Origin of the sequence: Polynucleobacter sp. MWH-Braz-FAM2G (assembly GCF_018687635.1) — a bacterium.
Lineage (GTDB): Bacteria > Pseudomonadota > Gammaproteobacteria > Burkholderiales > Burkholderiaceae > Polynucleobacter.
Genome location: NZ_CP061300.1, coordinates 669,930 through 691,680 on the forward strand (window position 1 = coordinate 669,930; position 21,751 = coordinate 691,680).

At 45.6% G+C, this 21,751-nt stretch carries 17 protein-coding genes; 10 read left to right on the top strand and 7 right to left on the bottom strand.

The window, feature by feature from the left end; translation table 11 throughout:
• Window positions 1–6: 6 nt before the first annotated feature.
• From FD973_RS03580 to FD973_RS03605, 6 genes are read left to right on the top strand one after another with little or no spacing between them, the layout of a single operon-like run.
• Complete coding sequence (locus tag FD973_RS03580) at window positions 7–570, top strand: disulfide bond formation protein B (protein ID WP_215324262.1); 564 nt, start codon at window positions 7–9, stop codon at window positions 568–570.
• Between the two features lie 35 nt (window positions 571–605).
• Window positions 606–1,610 (top strand): tripartite tricarboxylate transporter substrate binding protein, encoded by a 1,005-nt coding sequence (locus FD973_RS03585; RefSeq protein ID WP_215324263.1) that lies wholly within the window; start codon window positions 606–608, stop codon window positions 1,608–1,610.
• Window positions 1,611–1,670: 60 nt separating this feature from the next.
• Complete coding sequence (locus tag FD973_RS03590; RefSeq protein ID WP_251368829.1) at window positions 1,671–3,515, top strand: COG3014 family protein; 1,845 nt, start codon at window positions 1,671–1,673, stop codon at window positions 3,513–3,515.
• Window positions 3,516–3,525: 10 nt separating this feature from the next.
• Window positions 3,526–3,882 (top strand): YcfL family protein, encoded by a 357-nt coding sequence (locus FD973_RS03595; RefSeq protein WP_215324264.1) that lies wholly within the window; start codon window positions 3,526–3,528, stop codon window positions 3,880–3,882.
• Window positions 3,883–3,921: 39 nt separating this feature from the next.
• Window positions 3,922–4,512: a penicillin-binding protein activator LpoB gene (gene lpoB, locus FD973_RS03600; protein WP_215324265.1), complete on the top strand. Its 591-nt coding sequence runs from the start codon at window positions 3,922–3,924 to the stop codon at window positions 4,510–4,512.
• 37 nt (window positions 4,513–4,549) lie between these two features.
• Window positions 4,550–5,605 (top strand): hypothetical protein, encoded by a 1,056-nt coding sequence (locus FD973_RS03605; RefSeq protein ID WP_215324266.1) that lies wholly within the window; start codon window positions 4,550–4,552, stop codon window positions 5,603–5,605.
• Window positions 5,606–5,637: 32 nt separating this feature from the next.
• On the opposite strand, the gene FD973_RS03610 is transcribed toward FD973_RS03605, so the two are convergent.
• From FD973_RS03610 to trxA, 5 genes are all read right to left on the bottom strand, one after another.
• Window positions 5,638–7,029 carry an MATE family efflux transporter gene (locus tag FD973_RS03610; protein ID WP_215324267.1) on the bottom strand — a complete coding sequence of 464 codons (1,392 nt, stop codon included), beginning with the start codon at window positions 7,027–7,029 and terminating at the stop codon, window positions 5,638–5,640.
• Window positions 7,030–7,032: 3 nt separating this feature from the next.
• On the bottom strand, window positions 7,033–8,751 hold the full coding sequence (locus FD973_RS03615) for a glycosyltransferase family 39 protein (RefSeq protein WP_215324268.1): 1,719 nt from the start codon (window positions 8,749–8,751) through the stop codon (window positions 7,033–7,035).
• Between the two features lie 89 nt (window positions 8,752–8,840).
• The gene (locus FD973_RS03620; protein ID WP_215324269.1) at window positions 8,841–9,188 is read right to left on the bottom strand and encodes a type B 50S ribosomal protein L31; all 348 of its coding nucleotides are present in this window, start codon (window positions 9,186–9,188) and stop codon (window positions 8,841–8,843) included.
• 188 nt (window positions 9,189–9,376) lie between these two features.
• The gene (rho, locus tag FD973_RS03625; protein ID WP_215324270.1) at window positions 9,377–10,639 is read right to left on the bottom strand and encodes a transcription termination factor Rho; all 1,263 of its coding nucleotides are present in this window, start codon (window positions 10,637–10,639) and stop codon (window positions 9,377–9,379) included.
• 278 nt (window positions 10,640–10,917) lie between these two features.
• The gene (gene trxA, locus FD973_RS03630; protein ID WP_215324271.1) at window positions 10,918–11,244 is read right to left on the bottom strand and encodes a thioredoxin TrxA; all 327 of its coding nucleotides are present in this window, start codon (window positions 11,242–11,244) and stop codon (window positions 10,918–10,920) included.
• 129 nt (window positions 11,245–11,373) lie between these two features.
• On the opposite strand from trxA, the gene FD973_RS03635 reads away from it, so the two are divergent.
• From FD973_RS03635 to FD973_RS03650, 4 genes are all read left to right on the top strand, one after another.
• A complete protein-coding gene (locus tag FD973_RS03635; protein ID WP_215324272.1) occupies window positions 11,374–14,364 on the top strand; it encodes a PD-(D/E)XK nuclease family protein in 2,991 nt (996 codons plus the stop codon).
• On the top strand, window positions 14,364–17,891 hold the full coding sequence (locus tag FD973_RS03640) for an exodeoxyribonuclease V subunit beta (RefSeq protein WP_215324273.1): 3,528 nt from the start codon (window positions 14,364–14,366) through the stop codon (window positions 17,889–17,891). Before FD973_RS03635 ends, FD973_RS03640 begins: the two co-directional genes overlap by 1 nt.
• Before the next feature lie 138 nt (window positions 17,892–18,029).
• Window positions 18,030–18,860: a tetratricopeptide repeat protein gene (locus FD973_RS03645; RefSeq protein ID WP_251368830.1), complete on the top strand. Its 831-nt coding sequence runs from the start codon at window positions 18,030–18,032 to the stop codon at window positions 18,858–18,860.
• 60 nt (window positions 18,861–18,920) lie between these two features.
• Window positions 18,921–19,424 carry a DUF1993 family protein gene (locus FD973_RS03650; RefSeq protein WP_215324274.1) on the top strand — a complete coding sequence of 168 codons (504 nt, stop codon included), beginning with the start codon at window positions 18,921–18,923 and terminating at the stop codon, window positions 19,422–19,424.
• Between the two features lie 141 nt (window positions 19,425–19,565).
• On the opposite strand, the gene FD973_RS03655 is transcribed toward FD973_RS03650, so the two are convergent.
• Window positions 19,566–20,528: a tripartite tricarboxylate transporter substrate binding protein gene (locus tag FD973_RS03655; protein WP_215324275.1), complete on the bottom strand. Its 963-nt coding sequence runs from the start codon at window positions 20,526–20,528 to the stop codon at window positions 19,566–19,568.
• Window positions 20,525–21,592 carry a tartrate dehydrogenase gene (locus FD973_RS03660; RefSeq protein ID WP_215324276.1) on the bottom strand — a complete coding sequence of 356 codons (1,068 nt, stop codon included), beginning with the start codon at window positions 21,590–21,592 and terminating at the stop codon, window positions 20,525–20,527. Before FD973_RS03660 ends, FD973_RS03655 begins: the two co-directional genes overlap by 4 nt.
• Between the last annotated feature and the right edge of the window lie 159 nt (window positions 21,593–21,751).

The following is a 21,751-nucleotide window of genomic DNA, read 5'->3' on the forward strand; positions in this document are numbered from 1 at the left end:
TTTATTGTGAGTAGAAATTCTTTTCCCTCATTAGCGGCTTTAGGCAATCAACTTGCTTTGCTGGCGATCATCGGCATGCTTGCTTATGCCTTCTTTGATCAATTTTATTTTGGTGAGCTTCCTTGCCCCTTGTGCTTAATGCAGCGTATGGGCTTTGTGATTATTGGTTTTGCTTTAGTTCTGAATATCCGTTCTGGTGCGCATTCGGCGCATTATGGTTGGGGAATCATTGGCGGTTTAGTTGGAATGATGGTTTCACTTCGTCAAGTCTTGCTGCATATTCTGCCGGGTGACAAAGGGTTTGGAACTACCTTTTTAGAATTGCATTTTTATACTTGGGCTTATGTTGGATATACCGGTTTATTAGTTGGATTGGCAATTCTATTAATGCTTCCTAATCGTGATGTCCGCTCTCGCTCTTGGTTTGCGAATGCTTTAGTCATCACTTTTATCCTTTTAGTGTTAGGTAATTTGATTTCCACCTTACTTGAGTGTGGCATTGGTCCTTGTGCCGATGATCCTGTGAAGTATGAGGGCTGGCTCTGGCTGCGCTCTCGCTTTGGTTTTTAACGTAGACCCATCGGTCTACTCTCGCTTGATTGAGTATGCAATTTTCCAGAGTGCTTCTGCGCTGTTTGCTTGTTTTAATTCTGTGGGCTTTTGGGCTTGCTGTAAATGCTCAAGGGATCTCATCGAAAAATAATTCTGCTTGGCCAAAACAAGCCATCCGTATTGTTGTCACCTTCACCCCTGGCGGTGCGCCAGATATTTTGGCGCGCGTCTTAGCGGAGAGTTGGCAGCAAACTCTTGGGGTGCCAGTCTTGGTTGAAAATCGCCCAGGCTATGGCGGCAATATTGGTGCAGAGGTAGTTGCTAAAAGCGATCCAGATGGCTATACCTTGCTCATTGGCACGGTAGGTATTCATGCGATTAACGGCGCGCTTTACGAAAAGATGTCCTTTGATCCTGTGAAAGATTTCACGCCCATTAGTTTTTTAGCGAGCACTCCAAATGTGCTGGTCGTCAATAAAAAATTAGGTGTAAATAATCTCCATGAATTAATTGAATTAGCAAAAGCAAAGCCGAACGAGCTGACCTTTGGCTCATCTGGAGTAGGCACCTCATTGCATATGTCTGGTGAATTGTTTAAAGAAATGGCGGGTATACAGATTCGCCATATTCCCTATAAGGGCAGGGCTCAATCCTTGCCTGATCTTTTAAGCGGTCGAATCTCCATGTTATTTGATAATCTCTCTTCTTCTTTGGCTTTAATTAAGGCGGGAGAGGTTCAGTCCTTGGGGGTCACAACGCTCAAGCGTTCACCAGCCGCCCCTGAAATCCCCACCTTAGCTGAGCAAGGGTTAACAGGCTTTGAAGCTGTCTCTTGGTTCTCTTTAATGGCGCCAGCTAATCTGCCACCCTCTATTCAAAAGCGCTTAAATCAGATGGTGCGACAAACCTTAAGCAATCCCGAGGTTAAAGCGCGCTTATTGGCAGGTGGCTTAGATCCTGCCCCTGGAAGCTCAAGAGACCTTTCTAGGTTGATTGCTGCAGAGGCAAATAAGTGGGGTAGGGTAGTGAAGCAATCTGGCGCAAAATTAGAACAATAGTTGAAATTCTTGTCAGCCCGACTTTATAGTCAAGCGTTATAGGTATTAGAACCATTTTGAGTGCAGCTCAACACACCCTTGATTCGCTTGAAAGCACCAATCATCGCCCATCTTTACACTGAGATTCTCAGTTTGCCTAAATTTTCAGCATTCGAGATCTCAAAATGCACTGCTGCATTAGCCGTCCTTTTGTTAGTGGGATGCGCCACTCAGAATCAGCAGTTACGCATGAATGAGTCTAAAGAGCAGTTCAAAAATGGTGATTTGCAAAATTCCGTCGCAACCATTCAGGGGGCTTTTAAGGATAAAAATACTCTCTATTACATGGAACTAGGCGAAGTGCAACGACTGCAGGGACCCACTCAAATTCCAAGTAGTACGCAAAATCTATTGGCAGCCGATCAATTAGTTGAGCAATGGGAAGTGACTACTAGCGATATGCTCAAGCGCTCTGCTTCAAATATAAGTTCCTATGTTTTATCTGAAGGTCTTAGCAGCACATATGATCCCAAGCCTTATGAAGTAAGTTTTTTGAGTCAAGCATTGGCCCTCAATCACCTTGCGCAGGGGCGTTGGAATGACGCCATGGTGGAAGCTAAAAAAATGGCGCAGCGTGAAAAAGTGATTGAATCGCTTATTCAAAGTAAAGTTTCTGCGGTATCAAAAGTCGAGCAAGAGCAGCAGTCGAATCCCAATACCAAAGCTGCAACGAGTCGCATTGAAAATATCAATGGCTACCCCATCAACTTACTAGATGATGAAGAAACTCGAGCACTTAAGAATTCATATCAAAACCCAGCAGCTTATTATTTATCCGGTTTCATTCATGAATCACAAGGAGAAACCAGCTTAGCTGCTCCAGGATATCGCCTAGCAATTGAGTTGCGCCCGCAGGTGGATTTTTTTAAAACAAGCATAGCGAAGCTTGAATCTAATGTTGCCAATCGAGATAAAAAATCTTTTGCCGATACCTTGATTGTGATTGACACGGGCTTCATACCTAAAATTATTCCGTATCAAATTAGTCAATCAGTGCCCATGGGGGTAAATTCAAAACTGATTACTTTGACTTTTCCAGTAATTGAAAGATCTACAGAGCGTTATCGGCCCGCATTTATTCAATTGGGTGATAAGGTTGCGAATCCAGAGTTGGTGGCCAATCTAGATGCGATGGCTAGAAAAAATCTCCGCGATGAAATGCCCGGTTATGTCTTAAGAGCTACCTCACGTGCATTGGTATCGCTGGCTGCGCAATATGCCGCCGATCAAGCGGCGCAACAAGCTGCCAATAGGCGCGGTCAAAACAATCAAAATGGTAGCGCTGCGCTGATTGGCGCGATTGCAGGAATGATCACCGGCTATAGCCTGCAAGCTATTAATGTTACTGATGTGCGTCACTGGTCTACTTTGCCAGCGCAAACCTATATGGCCAGAATGGGCTTGCCCATTGGTCAAACTGTATTGAGATATACCTTGCCCTCAGGAGTAACTGCTTCGCAAACCGTTAACTTGGTAGGTGGCTATAACGTGGTCTATATTCGCATGTTTAGAAACAGGGCTACTGTGTTGACATCGAATGATCCAGCAGCTCTCCCACCCAAAGCACCTGCAAGCATTTCTCCCGTTGCTACCGCTCCAGCCGTGCTTGTGCCACCCCCAATGAATTTGCCAGTAACAGTTCCTGCAACTGCGCCTGTGGCAGTACCATCAACAAAAGTAGAGCCCACCCCCGTATCAAATCCTGCTTCTAGCTCTGCCTCGAACGCCAAGCCTAATTTCAATCCTAACCTCAATCCGAACCCCAATCCAGAGCCCAACATCGCACCAGCAAGCAGTAATATGGAAGGTGTGAGGTCTTACGAGCCACCCAATCTGCTCAATAGCTTGCAGCAGCTTTTTAATTAGGAAGATCTAAATGAAAAAATACCTTGCAATCATGATGGCCGCACTAGCTCTTGTGGCTTGTAGCTCAACGCCTTCAATGAAAGATATGACGGTGCGCATGGGCGATACCGACAACATTCAAATTACCGATATGCGTAGTATTGTGCGTAATGGTGTATTAACAGCTCAAGTCACTATTCAGAATGACAGCAAATCGAATTTAGTTTCATATCGATTTCGATGGCTTGGCAATAACGGAATGATGGTGACCGATGAGGAGGCGTGGAAGCCAATTACCGTAGGTAAAGGACAGTCGACCGTTATTATGGGTATAGCCCCTACGCCCGATGCCACCGACTTTCGTTTCGAGTTAAACCAATACAAGTAATTAGAAATAACTAGCTAAAAGACATTAGGACCGATCAAAATGAATATGAACGCTAAATCCATCTATCTATCTGCCATCGTAATCTCAGTTGCGGCACTAACTGCATGCTCTGGTCCCCAGGTACGCTATGGCGATGCTAAAGCCGTTGAGACTGTAAATGCTGACTATGGATCCACAGATCTGCAGATGATTGCAGAGTCTATGACTAGATCTCTTTTACAGTCTAAGGCTATTTCCGGCAGCAAAGATGCGCCGATTGTGACGCTGGCAGATGTGAAGAATAAAACCTCTGAGTACATTGATACGCGCGTCATCACCGATAAGATTCGGACGCAATTAATGAAGAGTGGTCAGGTACGTTTTGCAGTCAGTATCTCTGAAATGCAAAACCAAACTGATGAGCTTAAGCGTCAGAATCAATCAGGGCTTTATAAGAACAGCACTATTGCCAAGACTGGCAATATGCAAGGGGCTCAATATCGCATTGAAGGGTCAATTGCATCGATCGTAAAAAATACCAAAGACGTGAAAGATGTTTATTACGTATTTAACTTAAACCTCATTAACAACGAGTCTGGCTTGTTAGAGTGGGCTGATGAAAAAGAAATTCGTAAAACTGCCACACGCTAATGCGTAGCAAAACACAGTCAATGATTGAGAGTAATTCATGAAAAAATTCTTTTTAGTTTGTGCGAGCGCTGGTTTAGTTGCATTAATGGGTTGTGCCACTAAGCCACCTGCACCAGTAGCAGAGCCGACCGTAGTGGGTCAGATTCCGGCTGATCCGCCCAAGAATCCTGTCATTAGCGCTGAAACACTCAAGGCGGATGCGAAGTCGATTGCTGTAACTGATATCTACTTCAAGAAAGAGGGTAAAAATTTAACCTACATCGAAGAAACTAGAACGACCACTGACAATAGCGTTACTTCCACGCTTACTCCTAAGACGATTGAAGTAGATGCTGATAAAGCCAATGCCTCTGCATTGACTGGTGGTCCAAATTCTTCCGCGTTTCCAGTAAAGTTCACTGATTTATCGGATCCTAAGGCAACGGCACCAGGTACCGCAAGCCCACCAGCCCCAGCGGTAGATGCGGCGCCAAGTAATAGCACTTCCAGTAACTCGACAACTGCTAGCACCCAAAGCATGAAAAAGTCGGGTTATCAAAGTAACAATGAGTATGGTGAGTTGCGTTACTTAGCCAATCCGATTCGTGGTCTTCTGATTAAGTCTGGCTATAAAGTAGTGCAGGCTAAATCTACAGTTGCTACTCCGAATCAAGGCGATGAGTATTTTGATATCGTCAAGCGCATTAAAGCAGGCGACTTTGGTGATGCTGACTATGTTCTCTATGGTGTGCTGACCGAAATCTCCAGTATCGATAATGTAGATGAAATCCCCGGTACAAAATCCACCGCACAACAAGTTTCATTGGAGGTAACCGTGGACTTTCATATTGTCGATACGAAGACCACGCAAATTGTGGCTTCCTTTATCGCTTCAGGCGAGGGTAAAGAGGTCAGAATTGATGGCAAAGATAATAACTTTAAGCCGAGTACGGCAAAGTTAATGAAGCTTGCTTCTCTAGATTTAGCTGAAGATGTACGTAAGCACTTAGCTGATCAGAATTTCATTACCAATCATCCTGGATCTGCTGGTCAGGCGCGTAATCTGAAAAGACGCCTAGACGATGATGCTTCTACGTTAAAGGTTTATAAGTAAAAGAAGATGCAATCTGTTGAAAAACAGATTTGCTAGACCTCTACCGGCGGATGCGTTTTTTCATAGCGCTCCGCCGTTCTCCTAAAGAGGTAGAGCAAGAAGCACGCAGCTAATCCTAGACTCAAGCTGTTACCAGCCCAAAATCCATTGGCGCCTTGTAAGAATGTTGGTGTATTGCCAAATACATTAAAGCCCATAAGGTAGCCGCCACCGAGGCCAACACCCCAGAGTGAGCCGGCATAAATCACCATCGGCCAAAAGGCGATACGGTAAGCGCGCAAAATAAATGCCGCAGTAACTTGTAGAGCATCAAAGATTTGATAGAAAGCGATAAATAAAAATAACGGTACCGAGAAGGCTTTCACTTCGGCAGGTGGATCATATAAATCTAATAACTGCATTCTAAAAGCCCATACTGCGATACCGATGGCAATACATAAGCTAGTAGTAAAAAAGACTGAGGACCATCCAATTTCTTCTGCACGCTCTGGCTTGTTCGCCCCAATCGATTGTGATACTAGAGTCATGGTAGCGATCGATAGCGATAGGGGAACCATATAAATAACCGTTCCCATATTGGCCACAATTTGGTGGCCTGCTAGAGCGGTGGTACCAAGGCGCGCAATAAATAAAGACATAAAAGTGAAAGAAGTCACTTCAATCAGATAGCTAAAACCAATCGGTGTCCCAAGTCTAAGTAAAGTCCAAATACGATGCCAGTCAGGCATGCTAAAGCGTGCAAAGATCTGAAAGGGTCTATAGAAGCGATCAAACAAGACATAAGCCAGAGTCATCAATAGCCAAGACCAATTAATAATGACCGTAGCAACTGCACAGCCTGGGCCACCCATACCATCAAAGCCCAAGCCCCCATAGATAAATAGCAAGTTGAGAGGCAGCTTGAGTGCTAGGCCGATTAATTGCACTACTGTAATGACAGTAGGACGAGACACTGCGTTATGAAGCGCCATTAAGACACGCATTCCCATGCTTGCTGGCAAGCCTAATGCCAAAATGCCCAAGTAAAGCTTTGCTTTATCTTCGATTTCTATATTGACTTGTGAGATAGCTAATAGATGATCTGCATTGAGCAGAACAAAACAACCGAGTATGGTAAGTCCCAGTGCTAGCCAAGTCGCTTGGCGCACTTCTTCACCAATTTCTGAATAACGTTTTGCGCCAAAAAGCTGTCCAGCAATTGGTGCAAGAGCAGAAACCACTCCTGTTAAACCAACATAAATACTGATATAGATTGCCGAAGCCATGGCTAGCGCAGCCAAATCATCGGCAGAGTAGCGGGCTGTCATCGCTGTGTCTAAGACGCCGAAAGCGATAACTGCGAGCTGACCAATCAATAAAGGCCCAGCTAGTTTTAGTAGGGAGGGAATATCCTCGCGTAGACGCGATAGCTTAAAGTGCAACACGATTTATTTTGGAATGACTTCGTAAAGACGCAACCGTTCATCTCGGTCAGCAGCGCGACGATCTTCCCACAGCAGGGTCAATTTTTTATTATTTGAGCGGGCAAACGCTTTTGCCTCAAATTGGCTATGGGTGAGCATCCATGGGCAGTTTGGGTCATCACGAAACTTCAATTTAGTAAAGTACTCAAACGATGCTAGTTGAGCAAAACCTAAGCTACTCGTATCTATACAACCGCCACCAGAGGGGATTACCTGTACTAAACGTGCTGAAACGTGACGATAAGTTTTAGCGTAGTTAATCGTGGGTAGCCATAGAGTCATTAAGAGAACCCACATCAATGTAGTGCCAGATGCAGAGATAATCAGACAGCGCCAAATTTCTTTTGGAGCACGTGAAGTTCTCCAGCGCACAACAGCGATCCATACCACGGTGATAGCGAGTGCAACGATAAACGCTAATACATTAAATTGACTTTCAAATCCGGGGAGTAGTCGAGCAATATTAGCCGCAGTAGATTCTGGATAGCCTGTGACTTTGGCTAACCAAATAATCCAAATAGCGAGCGCAATGAGTGTGAAGCTAAACATGGCAAACCAGTCAATGAAGCTGATGACGCTGCGCTTGAGCACTGGCAAACTAAATGCGGCCACAATAGACAGGCTAGGAATCAAAATCATTAAATCATGTTCGTTGGCTTCCAATCGGAATAGAACATAAATTAAGCTACCAATAAATAAACTCATTGGAATGCAAAGGTGTGGTGCGCGCCATGCGCCAGAGCTCTTATTGCGTCCCCAGTGTGCCAAAGAGACAATGGCTAAGGGCCAAACTGGCCAAGCGTAAGCCCAGAAGTTCACACTTAAAAATCCCAGTGATTCTATTGATGGAACGCCACGCATCTCTGGCATATTGCGCCAGCCTTCTTCAGCAATATGTCGCCATTGCGCTGGAAGATCGGCCACATACCAAACGATGGGCCAGATTGCAAAACCTATTAAACCTAAAACAGTGCTCGTGAGTGTCCACCGAAAGCGTAACTTAGCATTGCTAGCAATGACGGCGATGATGGTGGAGGTGACGATGATCAGGCTCAGAGTGAGGTTGCTTGAGAGGGCAACAATCGCAATACCCAATCCTGTCCAAAGGCCACCTTGCCAGGGTTTATCTAAGCCGCGCACAGTGCCGTAAAGCACGATACTGATACCCATGAGTTGCGCCATCATCGGTGTAGTCTCATGAGCGCGCTGAGCTAGACCAACACATGCTAAGAAGATTAGTAGTGCACCATCGGCTAGGGTCATGCCATAGCTCTTCATGTCTGGTTGACCGCCAACAGCTAGCGCCATCGGTTGCACTTCACGGCGACGCCCTAATAAATAGGTGGCGTACCAGATGGCTAATGCGGCCGAGAAAAAGCAGATAGCGGAATATAAACGCGCAGCATTAGCGGCCCCAATGAATGGCCCAAACCATTTGATGAGAGTAGCGCCCATCCAATAGGGCAGTGGGGTTCCAAGAGAGATGTCGCGACCTGTTAAGTGAGGAACGATCCAATCAATTGAGTTGCCACGAAAGAGTGACCACATTCCACCAAAGCCAATTGCATCTTCATTCTTCCAAGGGTCACGAAAAAACAAACCTGCAAAACCATATACCAATGTCAGCGCAAAAATAATAATGCGAGGAATTGATTTAGTGGCGGCGGCGGTAAGTTTGACCATGGATACAGTTCAAAATAAAAAAGGCAGCAAACGCTGCCTTGATTATCTCGCAGAGCAGGTATTTCACATACCCTGCGAAAAGAAGTGGATTAAGCCTTCTTCTTAGCTGATTTTTCTGCAGCTTTAGCTTCTGCGGCAGCAGCTTTTTTCTCAGCTGTTTTAGCAGCGCCATCACCAGAAGCTTTAGCAACTGCTTTAGTGCCGAATTTCTGACGGAATTTCTCAACACGACCAGCGGTATCCATAATTTTTTGGGTACCAGTGTAAAAAGGATGTGATTCAGATGAAGTCTCGATCTTAGCCAATGGATATTCATTGCCATCTTCCCACTTAATGGTCTCTTTAGTGGGCATAGTTGAGCGAGTTTTGAAGCTGAAGTTATTGGAAACGTCTAAAAAAACGATTTCACGATATTCGGGGTGAATGCCAGGTTTCATGTTGAGTCCTATTAGCGGGTAGCCGTTTAAGTTAATTAACCTAAATACTTTCCCAGGTTTTAAAAGCAGCTACAGAAGTAGCAAAAGCGAAATTATGCCATGAAATCAATAACAAAGCGCTGTTTTGGTGGGCAAAAGGGGCTAAAAAGCCCCTTTTATGTCCTAGATTGGCCCATGTCGGTCCAAAATTAGCCTCCGCGACGCATTAAGTCGAAGAATTCACTGTTGTTTTTGGTGGATTTGAGCTTGTCGACAATGAAGTTCATCGCCTCGATATCGTCCATATCTGCCAACAATTTACGCAATACCCAGATCTTCTGTAGGTTCTCAGCTTTCACTAGGAGTTCCTCGCGACGGGTGCCTGACTTGTTCAGATTAATCGATGGGTACACACGACGTTCAGCCAAGCGACGCTCAAGATGGACTTCCATATTGCCAGTACCTTTAAATTCCTCATAAATGAGGTCATCCATACGGCTACCGGTCTCAATCAGGGCAGTAGCGATGATGGTTAATGAGCCACCTTCTTCAATATTACGTGCCGCACCAAAGAAACGTTTTGGACGTTGTAGTGCATTCGCATCCACACCGCCAGAGAGTACTTTTCCTGATGAAGGAACTACAGTGTTGTATGCGCGCGCAAGACGAGTAATCGAGTCGAGCAAGATGATCACATCTTTACCCATCTCCACCAAACGTTTTGCTTTTTCAATCACCATCTCAGCGACTTGAACGTGACGAACTGCTGGCTCATCAAAAGTAGAAGCGACCACTTCACCGCGAACAGAGCGTTGCATCTCTGTAACCTCTTCAGGGCGCTCATCAACGAGTAGCACGATCAAAATGGCATCGGGATTGTTTGCGGAGATCGCATGTGCGATGTGCTGCATCATGACGGTCTTACCGGATTTGGGTGATGCCACGATCAAGCCACGCTGGCCATAACCAATCGGGGAGATCATGTCGATGATTCGGCCGGTTAAATTTTCTTCAGCCTTGATATCGCGCTCTAAGCCAATCACACGATTTGGGTGCAAAGGCGTTAAGTTTTCAAACATGATGCGGTTTTTCAAGGCTTCTGGGGCCAAACCGTTGATCTTGTCTACCTTAACTAATGCAAAGTAACGTTCACCATCTTTAGGGGTGCGCACTTCTCCTTCAACGCTATCGCCTGTGTGTAAATTAAAGCGGCGGATCTGCGCAGGAGAAATATAAATATCATCTGGTGAAGCCATGTAAGAGGCTTCAGGTGAACGTAAGAAGCCAAAGCCATCTGGCAGTACTTCTAAAGTGCCATCACCATAAACCGTTTCACCAGCCTTCGCGCGTTTTTTCAGAATGGCAAACATCAATTCTTGTTTGCGCATCCGTTGAGTATTTTCAATCTCCAGGCTTGCTGCCATTTCAAGCAAAGCAGATACGTGAAGGCCTTTGAGTTCAGTTAATTGCATGTGGTTCTCGGGTGTAAATGAAAGAAAAAATCAGAATGGTTTGAATTGGTTTGAGGTGTCGCTGTCTAGTAATCAGACGAACCGATGTGAAAAACAGAAATTTGGAAGTTTGCTAAAAGAAGGGGGAGATAAATTGCTGGAAAGGGCGCATTTCTTAAACAACCTGAAAGCGCTGAACTGCTGTTGGGTGTAATACTACACTAAAAATGGGGTCTGACAAGCGGGATGTATCAGTAAAAACCACAGGCTCACCCAGTGAACCCATGGTCTGAGACTATTTACAGATGACTATCAATAAATGCAGTCAACTGAGATTTGGCCAATGCGCCTACTTTTTGAGCAGCAACGGTGCCGTTCTTGAATAGGATCAGGGTAGGAATGCCACGAATGTTGAACTGGGCAGGAATGCCTTGGTTCTCATCCACATTCATTTTTGCAATTTGCAATTTGTCGCCGTATTCACCAGAGAGTTCTTCTAGGATTGGGCCAATCATTTTGCAAGGACCGCACCATTCTGCCCAGAAGTCGAGCAGAACAGGTTTATCAGACTTGAGGACGTCTTGTTCAAAAGAGGCGTCAGTTACATATTTAATGCCGGCACTCATGAAAATTCCTTATTTAGGCTTATTTAGTTTATTTAGTTATAGCGTTACAGCGCTTATATTAGCAATAAGCGGAATGTTCTGCTCAAAATTGATAATTCGCCATAAAAACCAAACAAAAGACTTTGCTTAATGCAGCACCCATTTCCTAATAATTCTGATCAAAAACAAGTGCAGTCATGGGCTATTACGCCTGATGCCACAGCCTTGGAGCAATTGGCAAAGGGGATTTGGAATTGTGCACTGCAAACCCAGCAACGCCCCTTAGTGGTGCTCAGTACAGCAGGGCCATTAATCGGGGTCAGAGCAGTGCTTGAGAAACATCGCCCCCCAAATCTTGATCCCAAGATTGCCTTCTTGCCGCAAGTGATCAGTTTTGCCGATTGGTTGGAGGCTGCTCCTGGGGCATGGAAGTTCCCAAAAAAGCAAAGTGACTTAGAGCGTTGGATTTCTGTATACGTTAATTTGCGTAAGCATCCCAAATTAAAAGCATGGTTTAAGGCGGAGAGTGAATTAGGCGCGTGGGGCCTGGCTAAATCTGTAATCGCAGCGTGCGACATTCTGTCTGAGGCCATCATTCCACAACTGCACGATCAGTTAGATCATGTAATGAAGTGCGGCTCGATGGATATTGAGGTGTGGGGTAAAAAATTAGAAGAAGTTCTGGAGCAAACGATTGCGCATGCTTATCCAGAGCTATCAAGAAAAGTCGTCGATCAAGAATCAGAAGTCTTGCTGGCCTTCTGGCGTTATTTGAGTAGTGCAGGCGATGCTGTTTTTCGTAAGCAATTTGCCATGGCATCACATTTAGAAGCGGCTAAGGCCAATCAGCAAAACGCAAGACCGTTGATATGGGTGCAGACTGCCGACCCCAAGCCAATCGATCGTGAAGTGATGGCTAAGTATTTTGCTGACTACGTCCAATATGCTCGCGTAGTCGAAGTCACCCTTGATTGGCAATCGGTTGCGCTTTGGTCAGAAGCACTCGCTGGGGAGAATGATGCAGGTGAGTTAGTTGAGTTAAACGAACAACAAGCACAACAACTGATTGCTAATATTAAAGTGGCGCCTTATCAAAATTGGCACTTGATTGCGGCAAGACGATTTGAAGAGTTGGCTTGGGCTGCTACAAAAGCCATTGAAAAGCATTTAATCGATGGCAAGAAAAATATCGCACTCGTGGCACAAGATCGCCTTGCTGCAAGAAGAGCTCGAGCCTTATTGGCACGCTTAGGCCCTGCACTAAAGATCCGTGATGAAACTGGCTGGAAGCTGGATACCACGCGTGCAGCGGCGGCACTCAATAGTTGGTTAGAACTGATTCGTGCGCCAAAAGAAGGGCCGAGCGCCAGTGTTTTGCTGGAGTTTTTGCAAAACCCGTTCTTAGATATCTCGCGTTGTATACAGAAGCCACCTGAAGTTTGTATCGGGCTGGTAGCTCAGCTCGAAGATATCTTGATTGCTAGTCAAGCAAAGTCTGGTTGGGAAACGTTTTATATGGCGATTGAACGCGCTAATGCGTATGCCGCTAATCGCGATACTGTGCCAAATGAGGCTTTATTGAGCTTGCTGCAATTTGTGAGAGCGCGTCATCATGCTTGGCAAGAGCTGAACTTAGATTGTTCTAATGCATATGCACTCTTGCAAAAGAATTTACAAGACACTGGTATGGCCCAAGCTTTGGAGGGAGATGCGGCGGGCAAACAACTATTAGAGGTTATTGATACTTTTGATCTTGGGGCAACGCAGTATCAGAAAGTAGCGATGCATCTCCCAGAGTGGCTAAGCCTAATTAAATCCGTTATGGAAGAGGCTTCATATGAAGAAGCGGGCAAAGAGGCTCAAGCTACCTTAAGCATCTTGCCTTTGAGCTCAACACGATTGAGAACGTTTGATGCGGTTGTCGTGGTGGGTTGCGATGAACAGCAATTACCAGCATTTTCTGAGCCACCTTTATTTTTTTCAGACACGCTTAATCGTTTGCTCAAAGCCTCTACGATGACAGCGCAGTATGTACAGCAAGCGCGTGATTTTTCACAGCTCTTGATTTCATGTGCAAGCGTAGATTTACTCTGGCAGAGCAAAAGTAAGAGCGGTGAACCATTGCGACCATCGGCATGGATTCAGCGATTACAGGCGGATTTACCAGCGTGGAAGGTGGATGTTGCACAGCCAGATGTCAGTCATGGTTTAGCACAACCTCTACAAAAAGCAGTGACTACCTTGGATCGGGATTTGCCACTGCCGCTTTCAATGAGTCCGAGTGCTTATAAAGCTTTGAGAGATTGTCCCTATAAATACTATGTGCGTAGTTTGTTAGGACTGCGCGAAGCCAAAGAATTTGAGGATGGCTTTGATGCTTCATTGGCTGGTCAGTCATTGCACGCATTATTGGGTAAGTTTTATCAGGCACTAAAGACTGAAGAGCTAAAGGCCGATAGTCAAATTAATCACAGTACAGAGGCTCGCCGCGTTTGGATGGAAGAGCAACTTTTCATCATCTCTGAAAAAGAATTCAAGCGCCTCATCGAGGGGGATGGCAGAGTCTTAGGCACATTACGAGACTGGCAAAAACAAATCCCGAGTTTTGTTGATTGGCAACTGCAAAGAGAGGCGCAGGGATGGCGTTATCACAATGCCGAACACAAGGTTGGATTTGATCTGCGATTTACAGGCCCTCATGGTGAGGGCAAGATTATTCGTATTGAGGGGCGCGCCGATCGCTTTGATATCAATATTCAATCTCAACATCAAGCCGAAGTGATCGATTACAAAAATCAGTCGATGACGAAGATGAAAAAGCGTGCCGAGCACTTATTGGATGACCCGCAATTACTGATTTATGCGCGCGCTGCCAATGACGACCCGGCCGCCGCTCATCTACAAGGCTATCAAGTAGAGCGCGCGCAATGGGTGTCTTTAAAGCTGGATATAAAACGAGACAAAAAGCTGCAACGATCTTTAGAAGTTGAGGATATAGCCGAGTTGATGCCAGTATTTTCAGAGCAATTAACTGAAGACATTCAAAAGCTATGGTCAGGCAAGGAGCTCACTGCTTTTGCGCCAGATGGAGTTTGTAAATACTGCGAGGCAAGAGGCATTTGCAGAAAGGGGATGTGGTGATGAAGAAGTTTGACAATGCCATCGCTTGCGATCCCCAAAAATCCATCATCGTTTCCGCTTGCGCAGGCAGTGGCAAGACTTGGCTATTAGTTGCTCGCATGATTAGGCTCTTGTTAGCGGGCGCTAAGCCTCATGAAATCCTTGCTTTGACCTTTACCCGCAAGGCTGCGCAAGAGATGCGCGATCGTCTTTACGGCTTATTGCAAGAATTTTCTACCGCAGATGATCCAACACTAATCCAAGAATTAGAAAAACGCGGTTTGACGAATGCACAAGCCCTTCAGTTACTCCCGCAAGCGCGAGCGCTGTATCTCAAAGTTTTAGCAAGCCCACAGGGCATAGTGATAGACACCTTTCATGGTTGGTTTGGAAGATTGCTAAATGCAGCGCCAATTTCTGCAGAAGTGCAGCCTGGTTTTAGCCTGCGAGAGGACAGCAAAAGACTCTTGGACGAATGCCTTGATGATTGGTGGGGTGATCTACCGGCAGATTTGAGAGGCCACTACGATGTGCTCTTAAAACAATTGGGTGCAAGCAATACGCAACAGTTTTTGATGGGCAATTATGGCTTGATGAAACAACGTGGTGCATGGACTTTTTTTGCGCAAGCTTGTAATGAAATGGGAATTACGCCCATTGAACACCTCAAGCAGTTCTTGCCAAGACTCAATATTGAGAATCCTTTGCTACGCATGTGGACCGCTCCTAAGGCACGCGCCGATTTAGAGTTTCTGATTCGTTGTTTTGCGCATAGCAGTACTCAAGAAAAAGATCTATTACCGCGATTAGTATCTGCATTGGGGTGTATGCAGCGCGGTGGCGATGTGCTGGAGATTGCGCCTATTTTGCAGCTTGTTTTCTTAAATGGGGATGGTGAACCGCGCTCTAATAACAATAGAGCGCTTGGCGCGGTAAAAACGTATTTGAAAAACGAGGGCTTGGCTCACTTAGAGCCAGAGCATATTGCCTATAAGCAAGACTGGGCTCAAGCATTCGTTGAGTATTTAGATTGGCAGTCTGAAAGAATGGTGCTCGAACTCAATCAGGCTTGGTTTGCCATGAGCGAGCGCATGATGAATCACGTTGCCGCCACAAAAGAGGCGATGCGTGTTCGAGATTTTGATGATTTAGAAATTGGTGTGAGTAAGTTGATGGCTGACTCAGCGAACGCCGCTTATTTGCAAGCGCGCTTAGATGCCAAGTACAAACATATTCTCATTGATGAGTTTCAGGATACCAATCCTTTGCAATGGCAAATTCTGCGTTCATGGTTTGAGGGTTATGGCGAAGATCAAAGTAAACCAAGTGTGTTTATTGTGGGTGACCCCAAGCAATCGATTTATCGTTTTCGCAGAGCTGATCCTCGTTTATTTGACAGCGCCAAAGATTTTTTAGAAAAGCAGATGGGGGCAGTTGCACTTGATCAAGACACAACTCGTCGTAATGCGCCCAACATTAACAAAGCCGTCAATCAGACATTTGCACACTCGCAATTGCCACCGACGTATAAATTTAATCAGCAAGAAACTCTTTGGGAGCCTTTGCAAGAAGGCTTGCCAGAGCATCCTTATGCCAAAGAAGGTGAGGCAGCACTTTTGCCTCTCATTCCTTATATCAAGGAAGAATTAGCTCCACGTGTTGGCAATGCATTTGATCAGCCGATTACCGATGTCAATCAAACGATTGGTGACACCCAGCGCTATATTGAAGGTCAGCAAATCAGTAAGCTGATTCATGAAGTGATGGCCACCCATCAAGTGATGGATGAGCAAGATGGGCGAATGGTTTGGCGACCTGCCAGAGAGAGTGATTTCTTATTACTAGTCAAGCGCCGTAAATATTTGCCTCAGTTCGAAAGAGCTTTACGTGAGGCTGACTTAGCTTATGACAGCACTAGGTTGGGGGGTTTACTCAATACTCTTGAGATCGATGACATGGTGGCATTACTCACTGTATTGCTATCACCACGCCATGACCTGCCCTTAGCGCAAGTGTTGAGAAGCCCCATTTTTGGCTTTACCGATCAGCAAATGCAAAGTCTAGCGATTGCCAAGGCAAATGGTCCTTATCGTTCATGGTGGGATACCTTACAAGATAGTGACGATGCCGCAATTCAAAAGGTAGCGCGCTATTTAGAGCATTGGCGCGTATTAGCTGAACGACTGCCAGTCCATGACTTGCTCGATCAAATCTATCAAGAGAGTCATTTGCGTTTTCGGTATGCAAGCAGTGCTCAGCCTTTAGCACGCGCACAGGTTGTTGCTAATTTAGATGCTTTTTTGGAGCTATCGCTTAATCAAGATGGCGGTCGTTACCCAAGCTTGAGCCGCTTTATTGAAAAAATTAATGCCATGCGCAAAGGCGATGATGATGAAACGCCAGATGAGGGTGATGTAGAGCTCGAAACTGAAGTGGAATTGGCCGAGATTGATGAAGATAGCGAGATGTCAGAGGAAGATAAACACAAACGTGTACGCCTGATGACCATTCATGGGGCTAAAGGTTTGGAGTCACCTTTTGTGATTATTTTGGATGCTAACCATACAGTTGGCGCCTCCGATCATTCTGGGGTGCTCTTAGATTGGTCGCCTAATGATCGCAGTCCTTCTCATCTGTCGATGTATACCAAGGCTAGTCTTACTTCTCCTCGCAGCAAGATTCGTGAAGAGGAGGAGCTAATTAGTCAAAATGAAAACTGGAACTTGCTCTATGTTGCCATGACTAGGGCTAAGCAGGGTCTTTGGATTAGCGGTGTAGCAAAAGAGCCTACAACTAATAATCCAACAGGCATTGATCAAAAATCTTGGTATGCACGTGCTCAGTTTGGCCAACTACCTACTGTAGAGATTGCAGATGAAACCACAAGCGAACCAAGCAACACAATTAGCGCTAAACGAGCAGGTGCAAAAACAAGTCTAGAGGTTGATGAGACTTTTAGCATTGATGATTTTCAGATTCGTTGGGATCAAGCCATACAAGATCACCAGCAACAACTACGCAATATCGAAAGTGGCGAAACAACAAAGGTAGCCGCTCCTGAAAACGAGTCATCGCCTGACCCAGAAATTTTGGAAGAGGGTACACATTTTCATAAACTGCTTGAGTTCCTTACTCCAGATTCGAGTCAGGCAATCAAACCTGCTATGCCCAGTGAGCAAGAGGTAATGGCTTGGCTTGGCATAGATCAAGCCCATGCCAAAAAAGTCATTGAGCGTACGAAGACAGTATTGGCATCACCAGCGCTTGGTCAATACCTCACTGCGGGTCAATGGATTGCCGCCTGGAACGAACTCGATATTGTTAGCAAAGAGGGTAAGAGTTTCCGAATGGACCGCTTGGTGGAATTAGATGATCACCTAGCTATCATCGATTACAAACTAACCATTCCGGAAGTGGGTAGCGAAAAGTATGAAAAATACCGTGAGCAACTCCAAAATTACCAAGCTGAGTTAAGTCGTATTCGTAGCGATAAGCCTAATAAGGCCTATTTGATCTCTTCTGAGGGCCAGATTCACGAGCTTAAGTAGTTTTAACCCTTCCAATGCCCTTGAATTTGCCGTTTAAACCCCAACATATCTAGGAAATGGCAAACCTATTTAACAAACATGCCCAAACTAGCGATAATCAATCGCAATGAAACATCCTTACAAGGAGTCATGATGAAAATGCATTCATTACAAAAATTATTGCTTGGCATATTTGCCAGCGCACTATTGCTCACTAGCAATTTGGCTTTGGCTGAAGCCACTTTGCCAGAGGTTTCTCAAGCCATTCAATCTGGGCAGTTGGCAAAGGCCGATGCCATGATGAAAGAGGTATTGCAAAACCATCCTAACAGCGCCAAGGCGCATTACATTGCATCTGAGTTGTACCTCAGAGAAGGTAAGTTAGATGCTGCGCGCCAAGCGTTTGTGCAAGCAGAAAATCTAGCTCCTGGTTTGCCATTTGCACAACCTGAGTCAGTGCAAAAATTACAAGCAGAGTTACGTGCAGGTACGGTACCAGCGCAAGTGGGCACGAGCGCGGGCGCTGGCTCTATCTTTGGCAGCCCCGTGTTTTGGATTCTGATCGCTATTTTGGTTGCTGGAGTTATGTTCTTTATGAGAAAGCGTCAGCAACCAGTACAGGTATACAACGCACCTACTGCAAATGGTCCTTATTCTGGTATGCCAGGGGCTCCTGGCAACTATCCTCCTGGTTACCCAGGTGCTCCTGCAACTGGTATGGGCGGTGGGTTGATGGGTAGCTTGGCTACTGGTGCAGCGCTCGGTGCTGGCATGGTGGCAGGTGAAGCATTGGCTAGTCATTTGATGGGCGGTGGTCAACACCCTAATCCCGGTAATGCGGGTAATGTAAATAACGACTTTAATCAGGTGGGTGGCTTTGCACCAGATGCGCCAAACTTTGGCGTGAACGACACTAGTTCTTGGGATGATGGTGGCTCGTCTAGTTCTTGGGACGATAACGGTGGCGGTGATTTCATGAGCGATGTCTAATTGCATCAATTAATCAACTGATCACTTTATCCTGAACCTATTTATAAAGTCGGAGTACTTATGGCATTAACTATGTATCAAGCATCCATTCCGCAACTCACGAGGATGCTCAATAATCTTGCGAACATTTTGCAAAAGGCGGAGGCATTTGCTAAGGCTAAAAATATCGATGAGGGTATATTGGTTAATGCCCGCCTAGCACCTGACATGTTTCCGCTTACTAAACAGGTGCAAATTGCTTGTGATCAAGTAAAAAATGGGATGGCCCGTTTAGCTGGTATTGAGCTGCCTAAATTTGACGATAACGAGACAACGTTTGCACAGTTGCAAGAGCGGATCACTAAAACGATTGCTTTTGCCAATAGCATTACGCCAGCTCAATTGGATGGTGCTGAAGCGAAAGAGATTAAGTTTTCGATTAAAGAATGGAATTTTGAGTTTGTGGGCGAGCAGTATTTACTGACTTGGATCATTCCAAACTTTTATTTTCATGTGACTACGGCCTATGACATCTTGCGTCACAATGGGCTAGAGATTGGTAAGTCCGATTTTCTAGGGGGTTAAAATACCCGCATGGACTATTTTGCGGAAATCATAGAGACAGTAAACCCTTGGATTTTTCGAGCAAGTGTTTACTTGTCTGATGTATTTCTAGACGACCCTGCCATTTTGGCTTTTGTATTTTGCTAAGAAATTAGCAAACCCTTATTTAATCATTCCCGCATTCTTCGCATCATCCATGGCTTGAGCGGTTTTCTCTTTCATAAAGGCAGGCATTTTTGCCAAGGGAATATCCACCAAAATAAATCCAGCGTCTTCTAATTTTTTCTTGGTTTCTGGATCTGCGTTCAGCTGCGCAAAATAATCTGACATTTTTTGTTGCAACACGAGTGGGGTGCTCTTCGGTACAGCTACACCACGATATGCGCCATCGACCCAGTTCAGGCCGAGCTCTTTAAAGGTGGGCACATCGGGCAGGGCGGGATTGCGTTTCTCGGTGGCGATCGCTAGCGTGCGCACCTTGCCTTTTTGTTGAATCGCTAGTGGCAGATAACCCATTGCGCCATCCACGTGCATCCCAATTAAAGCCGTAATTAAATCGCCTGTGCCTTTAAAGGGAACGTAATTGATTTTGACGCCCGCTAATTTATTGAGGCGCTCCACTGCCATGTGATTAGCGGAGAACTGCGCTGAACCCGCTAAAGACATCTTGCCTGGTTCCTTTTTGGCGGCGGCAATAAATTCTTGGTAGGTCTTATAGGGACTATCAGCAGAGACCATCAAGGCATCAGGGGTGAAGTGATAGTAGTAGATAGCATTAATGTCATCCGTCTTGTATTGAATGCCTTCTTGTAAGGGTTGCAAGATTGTGTGCGGAATATTCACGCCAACTACAGTCGTGCCATCAGCGGGGTAGGTATTGAGTGCACTCCACACTAAAGCGCCACCTGCGCCAGCGCGATTGATGACAACCATCGGTTGCTTAAATTTCTTTGCAGAAATATCCGCTTGGTAGCGCGCCACTAAATCTGATTCACCAGCAGCAGGAAAGGGGATGATGTACTGAATGGTTTTATCAGGAAAAGGTTGAGCATGTGCTGTGCAGAGCGCACCTAAGCAAATCAAACCAGCACTTAGCCAGATCTTCAATAATGTGTATCGGTTCATTTGGAGATCTCCTCGATTACTGCATTGGTGACATCACTCATCATGGCTGTTCCGCCTAAATCACGGGTGTGCAACTGAGGATTAGCAGTCACTGTTTCAATGGCTGCCATTAACTTGGCTCCTAGGGTTTTTTCACCTAAGAAGTCGAGCATCATCACGGCCGACCAAAAGGTGCCAATCGGATTGGCAAGACCTTTACCCATAATGTCAAAGGCAGAACCATGGATGGGTTCAAACATCGAGGGGTAGCGACGCTCTGGATCAAGATTGGCTGTAGGCGCGATACCTAAGCTACCAGCAAGAGCTGCTGCTAAGTCGCTCAGTACATCCGCATGCAAGTTGGTAGCCACAATGGTGTCTAAGGATTCTGGGCGATTGACCATCCGTGCGGTAGCAGCATCTACTAATTCTTTGTCCCAAGTGACATCCGGAAAGTCTTTGGCAACGATGTTGGCAATTTCATCCCACATCACCATGCCGTGACGCTGTGCATTCGACTTGGTAATGACGGTAAGGTGCTTGCGAGGGCGCGACTGCGCTAACTGAAAAGCAAAGCGTTGCACTCGTTCTACACCAACGCGAGTCATAATGCTCATATCAGATGCCACTTCAATCGGGTGACCTTGATGCGCTCTACCACCTACGCCAGAGTATTCGCCTTCAGAGTTTTCGCGCACAATGACCCAATCGAGTTGATCGGGTTTGCAATTGCGTAGTGGCGTTTCAATGCCGGGAAGAATGCGCGTAGGGCGCACGTTTGCGTACTGATCAAAACCTTGGCAGATTTTGAGACGCAAGCCCCACAGAGTAATGTGATCCGGAATATTGGGGTCGCCAGCAGAACCAAACAAGATAGCGTCTTTGGAGCGCAAAGAGTCCAGGCCATTCTCGGGCATCATGATGCCGTGTTTGCGGTAGTAGTCACCACCCCAATCAAAGTGCTCAAACTCAAAAGCGACTTCAGGATATTTTTTGCTCAAGGCATTTAAGACCTTTTCGCATTCTGGAATCACTTCTTTGCCAATGCCGTCCCCTGGAACGGACGCAATCTGATACGTCTTCATATGTCTCCTACTGTTCTTGTTATCTGAGTTACTGCATAGGTAACTTCTAGAGCCATTATGCAATTGCTTGGGATGTAATGCGAGTAGAGGGGGTTCGGGTTTATAGCCCCAAAACAACAAAAAGATCCTCATTTTTGCGGTTTTTATATATACTGTATA